Source organism: Granulicatella adiacens ATCC 49175 (genome assembly GCF_025150565.1).
Lineage (GTDB): Bacteria > Bacillota > Bacilli > Lactobacillales > Aerococcaceae > Granulicatella > Granulicatella adiacens.
Genome location: NZ_CP102283.1, coordinates 475,830 through 491,059 on the forward strand (window position 1 = coordinate 475,830; position 15,230 = coordinate 491,059).

Below are 15,230 nucleotides of genomic sequence, written 5' to 3' on the forward strand. Positions count from 1 at the left end.
CATGAACTATATTCCTTTAAAAGCAGGCACTTTCCAAATGGGGGATACTGAAAATAGAGGATTTATTGAAGATCACGAATCTCCTTGCGTGATAAAAGAAGTTCAAGCATTTGAAGTGGCTGAGACCACTGTAACAAATGAAGAGTTCAAACGATTTGTCGATGAGACAGGCTATCAAACAACAGCAGAACTTATCGGGGATTCTTACGTATTTCATTTGCTTGTCTCTCCAGAGAAAAGAGAAAACTATTCTCATGTATCGGGTTCTCCATGGTGGCTGTTGGTTCCTGGGGCTTGTTGGAAGCATCCTTTTGGACCAGAGTCATCGATTGAAAATCTATTAGATCATCCAGTTGTTCATGTATCTCTTAAAGATGCGTTGGCTTATTGCGAGTGGGCTGGAGCTGGGCTTCCAACCGAAACGCAGTGGGAATATGCGGCGCGTGGTGGAACGTCCACTCAGTATCCATGGGGAGAAGAACTTGAACAAGATGGAATATACCATGCAAATACTTGGCAAGGAGAGTTTCCAAATCAAAATAGTGAATTAGATGGCTTTTTAGGAACGGCTCCTGTAAAGAGTTTTGAACCTAATGGATACGGCTTATATCAAATGATTGGGAATGTATGGGAGTGGTGCATAAACCATCGCGGGATTCCTTTTGAAGATATCGAGGCAAATGCCAAAGCTCCTCTAAATCTTGAGGTAGAGTATGCCATTCGAGGTGGCTCGTTCTTATGTCATTGTTCTTATTGCAATCGATACCGTGTTGCAGCAAGAAATGGTTCTCCTTGGAATTCTACAGCGAGTCATTTAGGATTTAGATGTATTCGACCGCTCGGAGGGCAATAAATGCAACTCATTATTTATAGCATCATTGTTTTATGTGCCACAATGATTGGAGCCATAACCGGATTAGGCGGTGGGATTATCATCAAACCTGCCTTTGATGTTGTGGGAATGGACACGACGAGTATGATTAGCGTGTATTCTACGGTTGCGGTCTTTACAATGTGCTTAGTCTCTATTTACAAGAGAAGTAAATTAGGTTTTCAAGTGGATAAACACATTGTATTTGGACTGGCATTCGGCTCCATTATCGGTGGGAAAATAGGAGATATTGTCTTTCTCCAAGCTGTTGAAATGATGGGGAATCAATTTGTCAGCATCACTCAATCCATCATTTTGTTTGTGTTATTAGGAGGGATTATTTTATTCACTCTGAACAAAGAGAAGATTCAAACATTAACGGTTTCGAATCTAATAGCCATTATCACTATTGGTCTATGCGTTGGAATCATTTCTGTCTATTTAGGAATCGGAGGGGGACCACTCAATATTGCTTTAATGGTATACTTCTTCTCCATGAAAGCAAAAGAAGCTGCGGCCTATTCAATTGTGATGATTTTCTTTGCACAAATGATGAAGATGACAACAGTGATTTATGAATTCGAAAACTATCAGTCTGTCTCCTTCATCATTCTAGCAATTGCGATATTTGCTGTGCTAGGTGGTTGGATTGGAACGAAAATTCAAGCCAGATTAACCCATGAAACGGTTGAAAGACTTTATTTAGGACTAATGATGGTTCTTCTTATCATGACGGCTTTCAATGTATTTAAATTTATCGTAATATAAAATACCGCCCAAGCAGGATGTGTGTGCTTGGGCGGTATTTTTGTCGAAGCATTCTACTGAGAATGAACTTCCTTATACACGTCTTGTTTTTTGAGGCCAAGATGTTTTGCGACCGCTTTGATGGCTTCTTTTTGTGATAACTGTTGGTGCTCTATAAACCATTCCACTTGTTGAGTAATCGAAAGAGAAGTGTCTGGTGTGTTCTCTTCAGTACCTCCAGATAGTGCTGTTGTCACTTCTTGAGGATTTTTATGACCAATCAAAATACAACATTCGCCTTTCAGTTCTTCTTCCTGGAGTAAAAGAACAAGGTCAGAAGCAGTACCTCTAATGAACTCTTCATAACTTTTGGTTAACTCTCGACAGAGAACGACGGGTTGACTTTCTCCGTATACAGTTTGAATGGCCAAAAACGTATCTTTTAGTCTAAACGGTGATTCGTATAAGATGACGGTTTCGCTATGAGTGCGTAACTGTTCTAATGTTTCATTTTTTTCTTTTTTCTTTCGTGGTAAGAATCCATAGAAGTAAAAAGGCTGTGGAACGAGTCCACTGGCAATCAAAGCCGTAATCCCAGCATTTGCTCCTGGAAGGGGGATGACAGAAATAGAGGCTTCGACACAGGCTTGAACCAGTTCAAATCCAGGGTCGCTGATTGAAGGGGTTCCTGCATCGCTCACTTGTGCAATCTTTTTTCCTTCTTGGAGCCACTCAATCACTTGAGGGATGCGTTCCTGCGTATTATGTTCATGAAAACTCTTTTGCGGAGTTTCAATTTCAAAGTGGTTGAGTAATTTTTGTGTATGACGTGTATCTTCGGCTAGAATTAAATCCACATCTCGTAGAGTATTCACAGCGCGGAATGTCATATCTTCTAAGTTTCCAATGGGAGTAGGGACAAGGAAAAGTTTGCCAATTCCTTCAGTCCGATAACTCTTTTGTCTCATCTTGCTTGTCTCCTTCTAAATAGATAATCACTGGACGAGTGACACTTGCGCCAATCGTTTGTAGAAATATTTCTTTTTTGGGGCGAGAGAACTTTTTGAACGCTGCTTCTGCCTTCATCGCTTCTTGTTTTGTGGCGAATTCTTTAGCATAGAGCAGTGTGACGGGGGTTCTCATCCTTGTATATTTGGCACCTTTACCAGCATTATGCGTTGCGATTCTTTTTTCTAAATCAACGGTATAACCGGTGTAAAAGGTTTGATCCTTGCAGAGTAGAACATACATATAGAATTGACTCATGCTTTGTCCCCCCAGAGGATACTTCTGATTTTTTCAGTATATTCTTGTTGCTCATTGAAAACAGTAATCGGTGGCAACACTTTGAGTCCACCAGGAAGGCCGTCCTTCATTAATTCAATAAGGACAATATTGCTTTCTTTTCCTTCTTTTGGGTATACAAATTGGACTCGTTTAGCTTCCAGTCTGTGTTGTCGTGCTTCTGTTAAGATATCACTCAATCGATCCGGTCTATGAACAAGATAGGCTTTTCCTTTCATCTTCAAAAGCCCAGAAATAGTTGAAAGTAGATCTTCTAGTGGAAGGTGCACTTCATGACGAGCAATCGTATAGGCCTCCTTGAGATTTGTCAGATTGGTTTCTTTTACCTTGAAATAAGGTGGATTGCAAGTGATGAAATCGACCGAATCTTTAGGGATGATGCCTTTTAAATTTCGAATGTCCTGATGAATAAAAGTAATGCGGTCTTCTAAACCGTTTAGTTGAGTGGTGCGCATCGCCATATCATAGAGTTGTTCTTGAATTTCAACAGCGGTAATAGGATTAGTGGTTTTATGACTAAGTAGAAATGCTACTGCTCCATTACCTGAGCAGAGGTCGACGATGTTCGCTTTTCTACGCTCTGCGATAGTTGCAAAATCCGCTAGAAGGACGGCATCCAAAGAAAAAGAGAACACTTCGCGACTTTGGATAATATCGATATTTTCTTTCTCGAGTCGATCAAGTCGTTCATGCGATTTTAATGTAACGGTCTTCTTTATCAAATTCCTTCCAACTCCTACTATAAACTGTATTCAAAGTGTATCAACAAAACAGCAGTAGCGCAAGATAAAGAAAGAGTGAAGACTTAATTAGAATACAACTTTAGGTTTAGAGAAGTTTAGGATAAAAATCAACCTTAGGACCTATGTTTTTATTTTTAACTTCCTTTACACTAAGGATGTAATCAAGAAACGCCTAAATTTTAAGGGGGAAGAAAACAATGAACCAAAAAGATAGAATTTTAGAACTAGTAGATAAAGGTATTATTTCAGCAGAAGAAGCAGTGGTCCTTTTAGAAAAAATGGGAGACAAGGCAGTAGAAGAGAAAGAACAACCTACAACAAGTCAATTGGATTCTATTATGGAAGGTGTGGCGAGTGCGTTCACTAAGTTTTCAGCAGAAAGTGATCAAACAGACGAAGCCATTCAGACGATTTTAAAACGAACAAAAGAAATTGATCGTCGAATCGACGAAATCAGAACAGCGAGCCAGTTAGAATCGTTAACAGTAGATGAAGAAATGGAACTCGTTCGATTAGAAGAAGAAGCGGAGCAATTAAGTAATCAATATAAGAGCTTACTTCAAGAAAAGAAAATGGCTGATGAAAAAATGAAGGCAAAGAAAAAAGAAGAATGGGAAGAAACCATTCAAAAAGCGAAGAAGAAAGTACAAGAAACAGACTGGGAAGAAAAAACAAGAAGAACAGCAGGAAGCATTACTTCATGGGCTGCTAAATTTACAGATTCGATTGCAGCTACTGTTCAATCTGTTATAAACTCTGTAGAAGTCAACAAACCGTATACACAAGCGAAAAATGGTAAGAAAGTTCCTTATCATTTCCACCAAGTCATTGATGAAGCAAGTATCCTTGATTTTAAAGTCGCAAATGGAATTATCCGTGTGAAGTCAGTTCCAGGAAATGAAATGACAATTGAAGGAGAATGCCGAGTAGCCTCTCAAGATGAAGAATATTTCGATGCGGAATCGTATATTAGAGACCGTGTAAAAGTTGAGGTAGATGAAGATACCATCTTTATTAAGAGCTTGAGTAAACAAGTTTACTGCGATTGGACCATCTCTTTACCAGAAAAAGAATATGATTATGTTTCGATGAAAGGCTTAAACACAACGCTTCATCTAAAAGAATTAAAAGGGAAAGATTATTACTTAGAAAGTAATAACGGAAATATTTTCCTAAAAGATGTCACAGGGGTTTTATTAGAGTCTGAAATTGTCAATGGGAACCTAAAATATGAACAATTAGATTTTAAAGATATCGTTTCTGAAACGGTGAACGGAAATATTAGCTTAGAAGGAGAATTCCGTGGAGCAAAATTTGAAACGGTAAATGGTAATATTAAAGTAGAAATTACTAGTCCACAAACGAAAAAAGTGGATGTTGAGACAGCAAATGGGAATGTAAAAATTAGTTTAGCCGAAGAATTAGGATTAGAAGCGAATTTAGAAACATCTCTAGGAAGTCTCCACTTTGATGAAACGATCTTTGAAGTTATTAAACAAAGAAAAGATTTAACAGAAAGAACAGCAGTGATTTGTAAGCAAAAAGAATTTATGCCACAAGTAGTTGCAGAAACAACAACTGGTAATATTCATGTAAATCAGCTACAATCAAAGACAGATAGTAAGAAAGAGGGATAAATAAAATGAAAAAGTTGAGAAGATCCAGAAATAACCGAATTTTTTGTGGGGTAATGGGAGGAATTGCGGAATACTTTGAAGTAGATCCAACAATTGTCCGTGTACTATTCTTGATTTTTTGCTGGACAGGTTTTCCAATCTTCCTCTATATATTACTTGCTATCATAATTCCAGAAGGGGGTTCTGAGTACCGTCGTCGTAATCGACAAGATACTTACTACTATACTTCTAGAAATAATCGTCCTCGTAAAACTGCTCGAAAAGTAGAAGATGAGGATAATGATGATTGGAGTGATTTTTAGTGTCATTTACTAAAAAAATTGCCATTAATACATTAGGATTTTTGGTGATTGCATGGTTTGTTCCACAGTTTTACGTTACAAACTGGGTAGCAGCGCTTATTGCAAGTATCGTGCTTGCGGTACTAAACTTATTTGTTAAACCGATTTTATTCCTTTTAACATTGCCCGTAACGATTGTAACGTTTGGATGCTTTAGCTTTGTGTTAAATGCGATGATGTTAAGTATTACATCATGGTTTGTCGGACCGGGATTCTCATTTTCAAGTCCGGTGATTACCTTAGTGGTGAGCATTCTATTAACGATTTTCCAACGCTTTGTTGAAAATCTAACAGATTAATGCAACAAAAAAGCGCCTTAATGATATGTACCCCCTTTACTGGACAAACCAGTAAAGGGGGTATTTATTATGCGTTACTCATTTGAATTCAAAATGAAATGTGTAGAATTATATCGACAAGGAATATGGGCCGAAACGCCTGAAAAAGTTATGAAAAGGAGTTTCCAAAGAAAAATACTGGATTGGGATAAAATTGAAAAAATTCACGGACCTAAAGGATTAGAGCGCGTTAAAAGGCAAAGAAAATGGACAGCAGAAGAAAAATTGACATTTATTCTACAGGTTTTAAACGGGAAGACTCTTTCAGAGGTTTCTTTTCCAGCAGGAATTAGTCGCGGATTATTAAGTTCTTGGGTTCACAAGTACCTAACTTATGGATATAATGGTCTAAAGAATGAGAAACGTAGACAAGCATTATCTAAGGAGCTTATTATGAATAAAAAGGCTGTGACTGGTAACCTTTCAGAATCCGAACGAGAAGAATTAGTTCGATTACGTGAGCGAAATGCATATTTAGAAGCTGAAATTGCTGTTATAAAAAAACTGAGAGCCTTGAGAAAAGAACAGGAAGCTGCGCTTCTCAAGGCGCGAAAGCAGCGATCATCAAGGAACTTCGAGAAGTAGGATACCAACTAAAATATCTTCTTAAAGCGATGAAAATGGCTAAATCTACTTATTATTTTGAATTAAATAAAGTAGATGCTGTGGCTGAAAAGAATGGGGATTTATTATTGGAAATCCAAACAATCTTTCATGAAAATAAAGGTAGATATGGTGTTAGAAGAATTTACCAAGAACTTCGTCGTAGAGGTTACGTTGTTAATCATAAAAGAATTCAACGTCTGATGCATATAAATGATTTGTTTGGAAAACGCCCTAAACAAAAATACCATTCTTATCGTGGTAGTGTTGGAAAAGTTGCTGATAATATTATTAACAGAGATTTTGTGGCCAAAAGGCCTCTTCAAAAATGGAGTACAGATGTATCTCAATTCACTTTTTCTTGGGGAAAATGTTTCTTTTCTCCAATCTTAGATATGTCTACTAATGAAATAATCTCCTATGATCTTTCTCTAAGCCCCGACTTAGAACAGATTCAAAGGATGCTAAATAGAGCTTTCAAAAAATTCCCTGATGTTAATGGATTGATTCTCCATTCTGATCAAGGTTGGCAATATCAACACGCATTTTACCAAAGATCATTAAATGAACGAGGGATTATTCAATCAATGTCCCGAAAAGGAAATTGTTATGATAATTGCATTATAGAAACGTTTTTCGCCAGAATGAAGAACGAAATGTTCTACGGTTTTGAAATGGAATATTCTACCTTTAAGGAATTTCAAACGGCTGTGGAAGAATATATAGATTATTACAATAACAAAAGAATTCAAGAAAAAACAAAATGGATGCCCCCTGTTCTATACAGGGAAACATCCATGTGTTCAGCTTAATTTAAAAATGTGTCCAGGATTCTGGGTACATATCATAAAGGCGCTTTTTTTGTTGATTCCATTTAATATTTTACAACCGTCAATTGACCGTTATTGTATTCTGCAAGAAATACTTCAGAAGGATCTTGAATATCTTGGACAGCAAGTTGTTCAGTCACCCATTCTTCAGTTTTATCAATAACTTCTAAAATGTTATGTTGAATAACGCCATCTGTAATGAGCGGATATTTTGGATTTTCTTCTCCAGTTTTCGTAAGAATTAATTGTCCATTTTGCTCTAAAATGGCACTTTTTACATCACGAATGGAGTAGACGCCTTGTGCACGTAATTTAAAGGCTACTTCTTGTGCTGTTAGACCGGCTAGGCGGACATTTTCAACATCAATTTTTCCTCGTTTAATTAATTGTAATGGTTCCCCGTCAATCATTTTTTTCACTTTACTGTTGTTTGTTTTCATCCAACGAAGTGATAATACTAAAGCAAACCATATTAATAGAATGATGCAGTATTGTAGGATTGTAATGGATGGATTGTAAATCACACCCCCGATAATTCCCCCGAGTACATAGTTTTGAACTTGGTCACTGGCAGATGTAGGAGCCAGATTTCCTTTTCCTGTATAGTTAATAACAACAATTAATGATAATAGACCAAGCGCAAGTTTGATTGCGACATCGATATATGAAAAGTTCAAATTATTCAGCCTCCTTAATCGTCACTTTTGGATTATGTACTTCCATTTTTTCAAGCAGGTAATGGTCAGGGCTATCCCCTGTTAATACGCGATAGAACTGGTCCCCAACTTTTACAATGGCACCATCTTTTGCGGCTTCTGTATTAATATAAATGTCTTCTTTATTGACGTGTAAGTCTGAAGCAATCGTTTCGACAAAACGAAGAGCTCCAGAGTATTGGTTTTCTGAATTTTTAGAAGATTGTAATTCAGAAATCTTAGAACCAGCCAGTATTAGAATACCAATGACTGCGATTAATGCTAATTCGCGGAATTTTGTATCTTGTTTGTTTTTAAAATATCGGTAGAGAGCAATTGCTAAAACTGCAATGACAAATAGAATCAATCCAAGTTGAATATAGTCGATTTGTTGTACTTTACTTTTTAAAAAATCATATGAATAAAAGACCATTTTATGTTTCCTCCTTTATGAAACTGAAATTTATTATATAGAAATGCATGGAAATAGCAAAAAGTTTGATTTTAGATTATTGGTTATTGAATTGAAAATAGAAGTGAGAATTGTTTAATTAAATCTAAAACCGTACAAGAAAGCGCTAAAATATGGTATAGTAGAAAGGAATGAAGAAAAGAGGGATGTTATGAAACCTGTTACGGTGAAAGAGTTAATCAAAAATATTCACTTAAAACCAATTCATGGAGAAGAGTATTTAGATAGACCGATTGTTACAAGTGAAATTTCAAGACCGGGATTAGAATTAGCCGGCTATTTTAATTTTTATCCATCGGAGAGAATTCAATTATTAGGACGAACTGAAACGTCTTTTGCGCATGAGATGGATTCGCAAGCGAGATATGAAGTAATGGAGCTCTTATGTACTCCAGATACGCCATGTTTTATTATCTCTCGTAAATTAGAACCGCCAAAAGAGCTTATTGAAGCAGCAGAAAAAGCTAAGATTCCTATCTTACAAGCTTCTTCAAAAACGACTCAGGTTTCTAGTAGTGTGACAAATTTCTTAGAAGGTAGACTAGCTGAACGTTTCTCAATGCATGGGGTACTACTAGATGTCTTTGGGATTGGATTACTCATCACTGGTGAAAGTGGAGTGGGTAAATCAGAAACGGCCTTAGAATTAGTTCAAAAGGGACACCGTCTTGTTGCGGATGACCGTGTAGAACTGTATCACTATGATGAACTTACCTTAATCGGGGAAGCGCCAGAGATTTTAAATAACTTGATTGAAATTCGTGGTGTCGGAATTGTTGATGTGATGACGCTATTTGGAGCAGGAGCTATTTTAGATTCTAAGCAAGTAGACTTAGTGGTTCATCTTGAAAATTGGACCCCTGATAAGAAATACGATCGATTAGGTGGAAATATGGAAAATGTCGAAATTTTAGGAGTTGAAATTCCTAAAATTCGTATTCCAGTGAAGACAGGTCGAAATGTATCGATTATTCTTGAAGTAGCCTGTATGAACTTCCGCGCTAAAAAAATGGGCTTTGATGCTACAGAAAACTTTACCAATCGATTATCTAAATTGATTGAAGAAAATAAAGAAGTTTAGGAGTAAACAGTAAATGAATTTATTAGAAATGGCTTTGACCATTAATCCAATTGCTTTTGAAATTGGAGGATTACAAGTACGATGGTATGGCATTATTATTGCCTTTGGAATCTATTTAGCAACGACTTTAGCAGATAGGGAAGCTACCAGAAAAGGATATCGAAAAGATTTTATCATTGATTTGGTATTTTGGGCAGTGCCTCTTGGATTTGTTGGAGCAAGATTGTATTACATTCTTTTTGAATGGCAATATTATTTAGCAAATCCAGCCGAAATTATTCAAATTTGGCATGGTGGTATTGCAATTTACGGGGGAGTCATTGTAGGGGCAGCAACGGTGTATTGGTTTGCTAAAAAAGAGAAAGTTTCTTTTGCGTTACTTCTTGATATTTTGGCCCCTGTTGTATTGCTGGCTCAGTCAATTGGTCGCTGGGGGAACTTTACGAATCAAGAGGCACATGGAGAGGTTACAACCCGTGCTTTCTTAGAAGGATTGCATTTACCAAACTTCATTATTGAACAAATGCATATCAATGGAGCTTATTACCAACCAACGTTCTTATATGAATCGCTTTGGTCGTTTGTTGGAGTTCTTATTTTATTCTACCTTCGCAGACGAAAAGGGGTAAAAGTAGGAGAAATAGCGGCTGGCTATTTAATTTGGTATTCATTTGGTCGTTTCTTCATCGAAGGAATGCGTACAGATAGCCTCTGGATGTTTAACGTCATCAGAATTTCTCAACTGGTTTCAATCGTATTATTCCTATTAGGAATTAGTCTGATTATTGTAAGAAGACGTCGAGTTCCAGCGGTTCCGGATTATGTCTCTATCGATAATCCACAATCTCCAATATTATTCGGAAAAGTGTAAAGGAGTTTTGATATGAAAAAAATCGCCATTTTAGGAGCTGGTTCATGGGGGACTGCATTAGCGATGGTTTTAGCAGAAAACCAACATGAAGCTCGACTTTGGGGAAATAATGAAGCTCAAATTAAAGAAATTAATGAGCGCCATACGAATGAACATTTCTTATCTGGGGTTTTCTTAGATCCTTCGATTCGAGGTTATTTAGATTTAGCAGAAGCGGTAAAAGATGTGGATGCGATTTTATTTGTACTTCCAACAAAAGCAATTCGTATTGTGGCTAAGCAATTAAATGACCTGCTCAAGAATAAACCGATGATCATTCATGCAAGTAAAGGGCTGGAGCAGGAAACCTATAAACGTATCTCAGAAATTTTAGCAGAAGAATTGGACCGTAATCGCTACGAGGATATCGTAGTATTATCCGGGCCAAGTCATGCAGAAGAAGTTTCTAGACGCGATATTACGACGATCACTGCTGCGTGTGAAAATATAGAGTCTGCCAAATATGTGCAAAAACTATTTAGCAATTCATTTTTCCGTGTATATACGAATACCGATTGCGTTGGGGTTGAAATGGGAGCTGCACTTAAAAACGTGATTGCGGTTGGAGCAGGGGCACTTCATGGTCTAGGCTATGGAGATAATGCAAAAGCGGCCTTGATGACAAGAGGATTAACAGAGATCAGTCGTCTTGGAGTTGCTTTTGGAGCAGATCCGCTGACTTTTATTGGACTTAGTGGGGTAGGAGATTTAATTGTCACTTGTACGAGTATTCATTCTCGTAACTGGAGATGTGGGGATCAAATTGGGAAAGGAATTCCTCTTCCAACGATTTTAGAAAATATGGGAATGGTTGTTGAAGGGGTCGAAACTTGTAAAGCAGTGTATGCATTGGCAAAAGAAAAGAATATTGAAATGCCAATTACAACTGCTGTATACAATGTGTTATATAAAGGACATGATGTTCGCGAAGAAATTCAATGCCTAATGGGTCGTGAATACAAATCAGAAGCATCCATCAAAGAACACCAATAAGCTGATCGGAGGACAAACAGATGCAAAAAGTGAGAAAAGCAGTCATCCCTGCTGCAGGACTCGGAACTCGTTTCCTGCCAGCAACTAAAGCGATGGCAAAGGAAATGTTACCAATCGTGGACAAACCTACGATTCAATATATTGTAGAGGAAGCTCTAGCATCAGGAATTGAAGATATTTTAATTGTTACTGGTAAGAGCAAACGTCCCATTGAAGATCATTTTGACTCAAACATCGAATTAGAGTCAAACCTTGAAGCCAAAGGAAAGAAAGAGTTATTAGAACTCGTTCAAGAAACAACAGGAATTAACTTGTACTTTGTGCGTCAATCGTATCCAAAAGGATTAGGAGATGCGGTACTTCAAGCAAAAGCCTTTGTCGGTGGAGAACCCTTTGTAATCATGCTTGGAGACGATATTATGCGTGATGAAGTTCCTTTAACGAAACAATTGATTGAAGGCTATGAAAGAACTCATGCCTCAAATATTGCCGTGATGGAAGTGCCTCATGAAGAAACGTATAAATATGGAATTATCGATCCAGAAAGTGAAGTAGAAGATGGATTGTACAATGTTCGTCGTTTCGTTGAAAAACCAAACCCTGAAGAAGCGCCAAGTAATTTAGCCATTATCGGTCGCTATTTATTAACACCAGAAATTTTTGAGATTTTAGAAAAACAAGAACCTGGTGCAGGTGGAGAAGTTCAATTAACAGATGCCATTGATACATTGAACTTAACCCAAAGAGTGTTTGCTAAGCAATTTAAAGGCGAACGCTTTGATGTGGGGGATAAGTTTGGATTCATGAAGACAAGTATTGAATTTGGATTAGAACATCCAGAAATCAAAGATAGCTTAAAAGAATACGTAATCGCATTAGGGAAGAAACTAGAAGGAAATGCTAGTGAGCAATAAAGTTGCCCAATTGATGTTCGTATTTTAAACTGAAATGGAAGGAGAGCGTTGGACTATGTCTCAGCGCTCTTAGTTTATACAAAAGGAGAATCTCTGATGGAAGAAAGAACAATTTATGATGTGGTCATTATCGGAAGTGGCCCTGGTGGGATGACAGCGGCACTTTACACTTCTCGTGCGAATTTAAAAACGTTAATCTTAGAAAAAGGCGTTCCTGGAGGAGAATTATTAAACACTTCAGATGTAGAAAACTATCCTGGTTTCCCTACAATTTCTGGGCCAGAATTAGCGGACAATATGTATAAAGGTGCAATGCAATTCGGCGCAGAATATGCTTATGGCCAAGTTTCCAAAATTGAACTAGACGGAGACGTTAAAGTAATTACTGCAGGCAAGAAAACATACTATGCTTACGCAGTTGTCATTGCGACTGGTTCCTATCACCGTAAATTAGAAGTTCCTGGTGAAGAAGAATATGCCGGACGTGGGGTTTCTTACTGTGCGGTATGTGATGGAGCATTCTTCAAAGATAAGAAAATCTTCGTCATCGGTGGAGGAGACTCAGCGGTTGAAGAAGGAACGTATTTAACACAATTCGGAAAAAGCGTGACTATCGTTCACCGTCGCGATCAGTTACGTGCACAAAAAGTATTGCAAGACCGTGCATTCGCCAATGAAAAAATCGACTTTTTATGGAATTCAACCGTTGAAGAATTCGTAGGAGACGGTTCTAAAATCACAGGCGTTCGCGTAAAAGATGTAAATACAGGCGAAGTAACTACTCATGATGCGGATGGTGTCTTTATCTATGTGGGACTTTTACCAGTTTCAGATCCATTTAAAGACTTAAATATCACAGATGCAGAAGGTTGGATTGTGACAAACGAGAAAATGGAAACTTCTATTCCTGGTATCTTTGCAGTCGGCGATGTTCGTCAAAAAACATTGCGTCAAATCACAACAGCAGTTGGAGATGGCGGACAAGCAGGACATATGGTCTATAATTACGTGGAAGAAATTAAAGAAAAACAATAATATTCACGGGAAAGGTCCTATCATCATTTATTCGATGATAGGACCTTTTTTTCGGCAAAAGAGTTCCATTTATAAAGTATAAAATAGTCTGTTTTTCAATATAATTACAATAATGTGAAATGAAATACTTTTCAGAAAAATTATGATAGAATAATAAAAATGTGAAAGGTGGTGTATGAATGAGCAAAAATATCATAAAAGGACTAGTATTTACATTTTTGGGATTAACATTAATAGCTTGTTCACATAGGTCAGGACAAACAGCAGATAATTCTGCTCCGGGTGTTCAAATTTCCAATAATCAGTCTTCAACAACAGAGGCCAAAGGAGAAAAAGTAGAAAATACGACAAAATCTCCAGATACAACAGATTCTTCTAAGGTTGAAACAACCACTGTAGAACAAAAAACTACAGTAGAACAAAAAAGTGGAAATACACTTGCGAAACAAGCGATTGCAGAGATTGAAAAAAGAAAGAAAGTCGTTCTAGATGAGAACTATGACATTATTATTCAAGCTCAAACAAGTGATACCATCGATTTACAAATTCGACATGAGGAACGTTCTTCGACGTCAATTTATGGTTTTTTTAGATATCATGCTAAAGACCATAAGCTAGAAGAGATGGATAGTCTCACCGGAGAATATAAAGTAGTCGAGTAATTTAGGAAAGAAGGGGTCAATATGACAAATACAGTAAATTTAGATTGGAATAATTTAGGATTCGATTATATTAAGACAGACTTACGCTTCATCAGTTATTATAAAGATGGACAGTGGGATGAAGGCGCATTGATTGAAGATAATGTATTAAAAGTAGATGAAGCAGCGACAGCACTTCACTATGGACAACAATGTTTTGAAGGGTTAAAAGCATACCGTTGTAAAGATGGCAGCATTAACTTATTCCGTGTGGATCAAAATGCAGCTCGTATGGCTCGTTCTTGCCGTCGATTACTTATGCCTGAATTCCCTGAAGAACGCTTTGTAGAAGCTGTGAAAAAAGTAGTGAAGGCAAACGAACAATGGTTACCACCTTACGGAACTGGAGGAAGTTTATATATCCGTCCGTTCATGATTGGGGTTGGAAACAATGTAGCGGTTCGTCCAGCAACGGAATATATTTTCTCAATCTTTGTAATGCCAGTAGGAGCATACTTCAAAGGTGGATTAACACCAACGAACTTCATCGTTTCTGAATACGACCGTGCAGCACACGTAGGTACAGGGGCTGCAAAAGTCGGTGGGAACTATGCGGCAAGCTTGCTGCCAGGTAAAGAAGCCAAAGAACGTCATTTCAGTGACTGTATTTACCTTGATCCATTGACACATACAAAAATTGAAGAGGTAGGAGCTGCAAACTTCTTCGGAATTACAAAAGATAATCAATTTATCACCCCTTACTCTCCATCCATCTTACCAAGTATTACGAAATATTCATTACTATGGTTAGCAGAGCACCGTTTAGGAATGACTGTAAAAGAAGCAGATGTGTATGTAGATCAGTTAGATATTTTTGCTGAAGCAGGAGCCTGCGGTACAGCTGCAGTTATTTCTCCAGTAGGTGGAATTCAAAATGGAGATGACTTCCATGTGTTCTATTCAGAAACAGAAGTTGGACCAGTCACAAGACGTTTATATGATGAACTAGTAGGAATTCAGTATGGGGACGTAGAAGCTCCAGAAGGTTGGATTCAAAAAGTAGAGTAGTTGAAG

19 protein-coding genes are annotated in these 15,230 nt (G+C 37.5%); 14 read left to right on the forward strand and 5 right to left on the reverse strand.

Annotation, left to right across the window (positions count from 1 at the left end):
* Position 1: 1 nt before the first annotated feature.
* Together NQ540_RS02485 and NQ540_RS02490 are read left to right on the forward strand one after the other, a co-directional pair.
* On the forward strand, positions 2-853 hold the full coding sequence (locus NQ540_RS02485; RefSeq protein WP_005607190.1) for a formylglycine-generating enzyme family protein: 852 nt from the start codon (positions 2-4) through the stop codon (positions 851-853).
* Positions 854-1,639 (forward strand): sulfite exporter TauE/SafE family protein, encoded by a 786-nt coding sequence (locus tag NQ540_RS02490; protein WP_005607189.1) that lies wholly within the window; start codon positions 854-856, stop codon positions 1,637-1,639.
* Positions 1,640-1,692: 53 nt separating this feature from the next.
* On the opposite strand, the gene rsmI is transcribed toward NQ540_RS02490, so the two are convergent.
* The 3 genes from rsmI to NQ540_RS02505 are packed head-to-tail and all read right to left on the reverse strand — an operon-like array spanning position 1,693 to position 3,645.
* Positions 1,693-2,586, reverse strand: a complete 894-nt coding sequence (gene rsmI / locus NQ540_RS02495; protein ID WP_005607184.1) for a 16S rRNA (cytidine(1402)-2'-O)-methyltransferase — start codon at positions 2,584-2,586, stop codon at positions 1,693-1,695.
* Positions 2,561-2,884, reverse strand: coding sequence for a GIY-YIG nuclease family protein (locus NQ540_RS02500; RefSeq protein WP_005607182.1), 324 nt, complete (start codon positions 2,882-2,884; stop codon positions 2,561-2,563). Before NQ540_RS02500 ends, rsmI begins: the two co-directional genes overlap by 26 nt.
* Positions 2,881-3,645, reverse strand: coding sequence for a tRNA1(Val) (adenine(37)-N6)-methyltransferase (locus tag NQ540_RS02505; RefSeq protein ID WP_005607180.1), 765 nt, complete (start codon positions 3,643-3,645; stop codon positions 2,881-2,883). Before NQ540_RS02505 ends, NQ540_RS02500 begins: the two co-directional genes overlap by 4 nt.
* Before the next feature lie 218 nt (positions 3,646-3,863).
* Here NQ540_RS02505 and NQ540_RS02510 point away from each other — a divergent pair, with 218 nt between their 5' ends.
* From NQ540_RS02510 to NQ540_RS02530, 5 genes are all read left to right on the forward strand, one after another.
* Entirely contained in the window at positions 3,864-5,303 is a 1,440-nt protein-coding gene (locus NQ540_RS02510; protein WP_005607177.1) for a DUF4097 family beta strand repeat-containing protein, read from the forward strand.
* A gap of 5 nt (positions 5,304-5,308) precedes the next feature.
* Positions 5,309-5,605: a PspC domain-containing protein gene (locus NQ540_RS02515; protein WP_039849196.1), complete on the forward strand. Its 297-nt coding sequence runs from the start codon at positions 5,309-5,311 to the stop codon at positions 5,603-5,605.
* Positions 5,605-5,943: a phage holin family protein gene (locus NQ540_RS02520; protein ID WP_005607175.1), complete on the forward strand. Its 339-nt coding sequence runs from the start codon at positions 5,605-5,607 to the stop codon at positions 5,941-5,943. Before NQ540_RS02515 ends, NQ540_RS02520 begins: the two co-directional genes overlap by 1 nt.
* Positions 5,944-6,012: 69 nt before the next feature.
* Positions 6,013-6,567: a transposase gene (locus NQ540_RS02525; protein ID WP_005608245.1), complete on the forward strand. Its 555-nt coding sequence runs from the start codon at positions 6,013-6,015 to the stop codon at positions 6,565-6,567.
* The gene (locus NQ540_RS02530; protein ID WP_233420212.1) at positions 6,546-7,397 is read left to right on the forward strand and encodes an IS3 family transposase; all 852 of its coding nucleotides are present in this window, start codon (positions 6,546-6,548) and stop codon (positions 7,395-7,397) included. The genes NQ540_RS02525 and NQ540_RS02530 overlap by 22 nt, the downstream gene beginning before the upstream one ends.
* Positions 7,398-7,459: 62 nt before the next feature.
* On the opposite strand, the gene NQ540_RS02535 is transcribed toward NQ540_RS02530, so the two are convergent.
* Together NQ540_RS02535 and NQ540_RS02540 are read right to left on the reverse strand one after the other, a co-directional pair.
* Positions 7,460-8,092 (reverse strand): DUF421 domain-containing protein, encoded by a 633-nt coding sequence (locus NQ540_RS02535; protein ID WP_005607174.1) that lies wholly within the window; start codon positions 8,090-8,092, stop codon positions 7,460-7,462.
* Position 8,093: 1 nt separating this feature from the next.
* Positions 8,094-8,543, reverse strand: coding sequence for a DUF3290 domain-containing protein (locus NQ540_RS02540; RefSeq protein WP_005607172.1), 450 nt, complete (start codon positions 8,541-8,543; stop codon positions 8,094-8,096).
* A gap of 190 nt (positions 8,544-8,733) precedes the next feature.
* Between NQ540_RS02540 and hprK the strand changes: the two genes are divergently transcribed.
* From hprK to NQ540_RS02575, 7 genes are all read left to right on the forward strand, one after another.
* Positions 8,734-9,663 carry an HPr(Ser) kinase/phosphatase gene (hprK, locus tag NQ540_RS02545; RefSeq protein WP_005607170.1) on the forward strand — a complete coding sequence of 310 codons (930 nt, stop codon included), beginning with the start codon at positions 8,734-8,736 and terminating at the stop codon, positions 9,661-9,663.
* A gap of 13 nt (positions 9,664-9,676) precedes the next feature.
* The gene (gene lgt, locus NQ540_RS02550; protein ID WP_005607168.1) at positions 9,677-10,534 is read left to right on the forward strand and encodes a prolipoprotein diacylglyceryl transferase; all 858 of its coding nucleotides are present in this window, start codon (positions 9,677-9,679) and stop codon (positions 10,532-10,534) included.
* 12 nt (positions 10,535-10,546) lie between these two features.
* Positions 10,547-11,566 (forward strand): NAD(P)H-dependent glycerol-3-phosphate dehydrogenase, encoded by a 1,020-nt coding sequence (locus NQ540_RS02555; RefSeq protein ID WP_005607166.1) that lies wholly within the window; start codon positions 10,547-10,549, stop codon positions 11,564-11,566.
* A gap of 20 nt (positions 11,567-11,586) precedes the next feature.
* Positions 11,587-12,480 (forward strand): UTP--glucose-1-phosphate uridylyltransferase GalU, encoded by an 894-nt coding sequence (gene galU / locus NQ540_RS02560; protein WP_005607165.1) that lies wholly within the window; start codon positions 11,587-11,589, stop codon positions 12,478-12,480.
* 96 nt (positions 12,481-12,576) lie between these two features.
* Positions 12,577-13,515 carry a thioredoxin-disulfide reductase gene (gene trxB, locus NQ540_RS02565; RefSeq protein ID WP_005607163.1) on the forward strand — a complete coding sequence of 313 codons (939 nt, stop codon included), beginning with the start codon at positions 12,577-12,579 and terminating at the stop codon, positions 13,513-13,515.
* A 179-nt stretch (positions 13,516-13,694) separates the two neighbouring features.
* Positions 13,695-14,177 (forward strand): hypothetical protein, encoded by a 483-nt coding sequence (locus tag NQ540_RS02570; RefSeq protein WP_005607161.1) that lies wholly within the window; start codon positions 13,695-13,697, stop codon positions 14,175-14,177.
* Positions 14,178-14,198: 21 nt separating this feature from the next.
* Positions 14,199-15,224, forward strand: a complete 1,026-nt coding sequence (locus NQ540_RS02575; protein WP_005607159.1) for a branched-chain amino acid aminotransferase — start codon at positions 14,199-14,201, stop codon at positions 15,222-15,224.
* The last annotated feature ends 6 nt before the right edge of the window (positions 15,225-15,230 follow it).

Excerpts from the sequence above, each read along its gene's own strand:
- NQ540_RS02485 (WP_005607190.1), top strand. The coding sequence starts at position 2 with ATGAACTATATTCCTTTAAAAGCAGGCACTTTCCAAATGGGGGATACT.
- NQ540_RS02490 (WP_005607189.1), top strand. The coding sequence starts at position 854 with ATGCAACTCATTATTTATAGCATCATTGTTTTATGTGCCACAATGATT.
- rsmI (WP_005607184.1), bottom strand. The coding sequence starts at position 2,586 with ATGAGACAAAAGAGTTATCGGACTGAAGGAATTGGCAAACTTTTCCTT.
- NQ540_RS02500 (WP_005607182.1), bottom strand. The coding sequence starts at position 2,884 with ATGAGTCAATTCTATATGTATGTTCTACTCTGCAAGGATCAAACCTTT.
- NQ540_RS02510 (WP_005607177.1), top strand. The coding sequence starts at position 3,864 with ATGAACCAAAAAGATAGAATTTTAGAACTAGTAGATAAAGGTATTATT.
- NQ540_RS02515 (WP_039849196.1), top strand. The coding sequence starts at position 5,309 with ATGAAAAAGTTGAGAAGATCCAGAAATAACCGAATTTTTTGTGGGGTA.
- NQ540_RS02525 (WP_005608245.1), top strand. The coding sequence starts at position 6,013 with ATGCGTTACTCATTTGAATTCAAAATGAAATGTGTAGAATTATATCGA.
- NQ540_RS02540 (WP_005607172.1), bottom strand. The coding sequence starts at position 8,543 with ATGGTCTTTTATTCATATGATTTTTTAAAAAGTAAAGTACAACAAATC.
- hprK (WP_005607170.1), top strand. The coding sequence starts at position 8,734 with ATGAAACCTGTTACGGTGAAAGAGTTAATCAAAAATATTCACTTAAAA.
- lgt (WP_005607168.1), top strand. The coding sequence starts at position 9,677 with ATGAATTTATTAGAAATGGCTTTGACCATTAATCCAATTGCTTTTGAA.
- NQ540_RS02555 (WP_005607166.1), top strand. The coding sequence starts at position 10,547 with ATGAAAAAAATCGCCATTTTAGGAGCTGGTTCATGGGGGACTGCATTA.
- galU (WP_005607165.1), top strand. The coding sequence starts at position 11,587 with ATGCAAAAAGTGAGAAAAGCAGTCATCCCTGCTGCAGGACTCGGAACT.
- trxB (WP_005607163.1), top strand. The coding sequence starts at position 12,577 with ATGGAAGAAAGAACAATTTATGATGTGGTCATTATCGGAAGTGGCCCT.
- NQ540_RS02570 (WP_005607161.1), top strand. The coding sequence starts at position 13,695 with ATGAGCAAAAATATCATAAAAGGACTAGTATTTACATTTTTGGGATTA.
- NQ540_RS02575 (WP_005607159.1), top strand. The coding sequence starts at position 14,199 with ATGACAAATACAGTAAATTTAGATTGGAATAATTTAGGATTCGATTAT.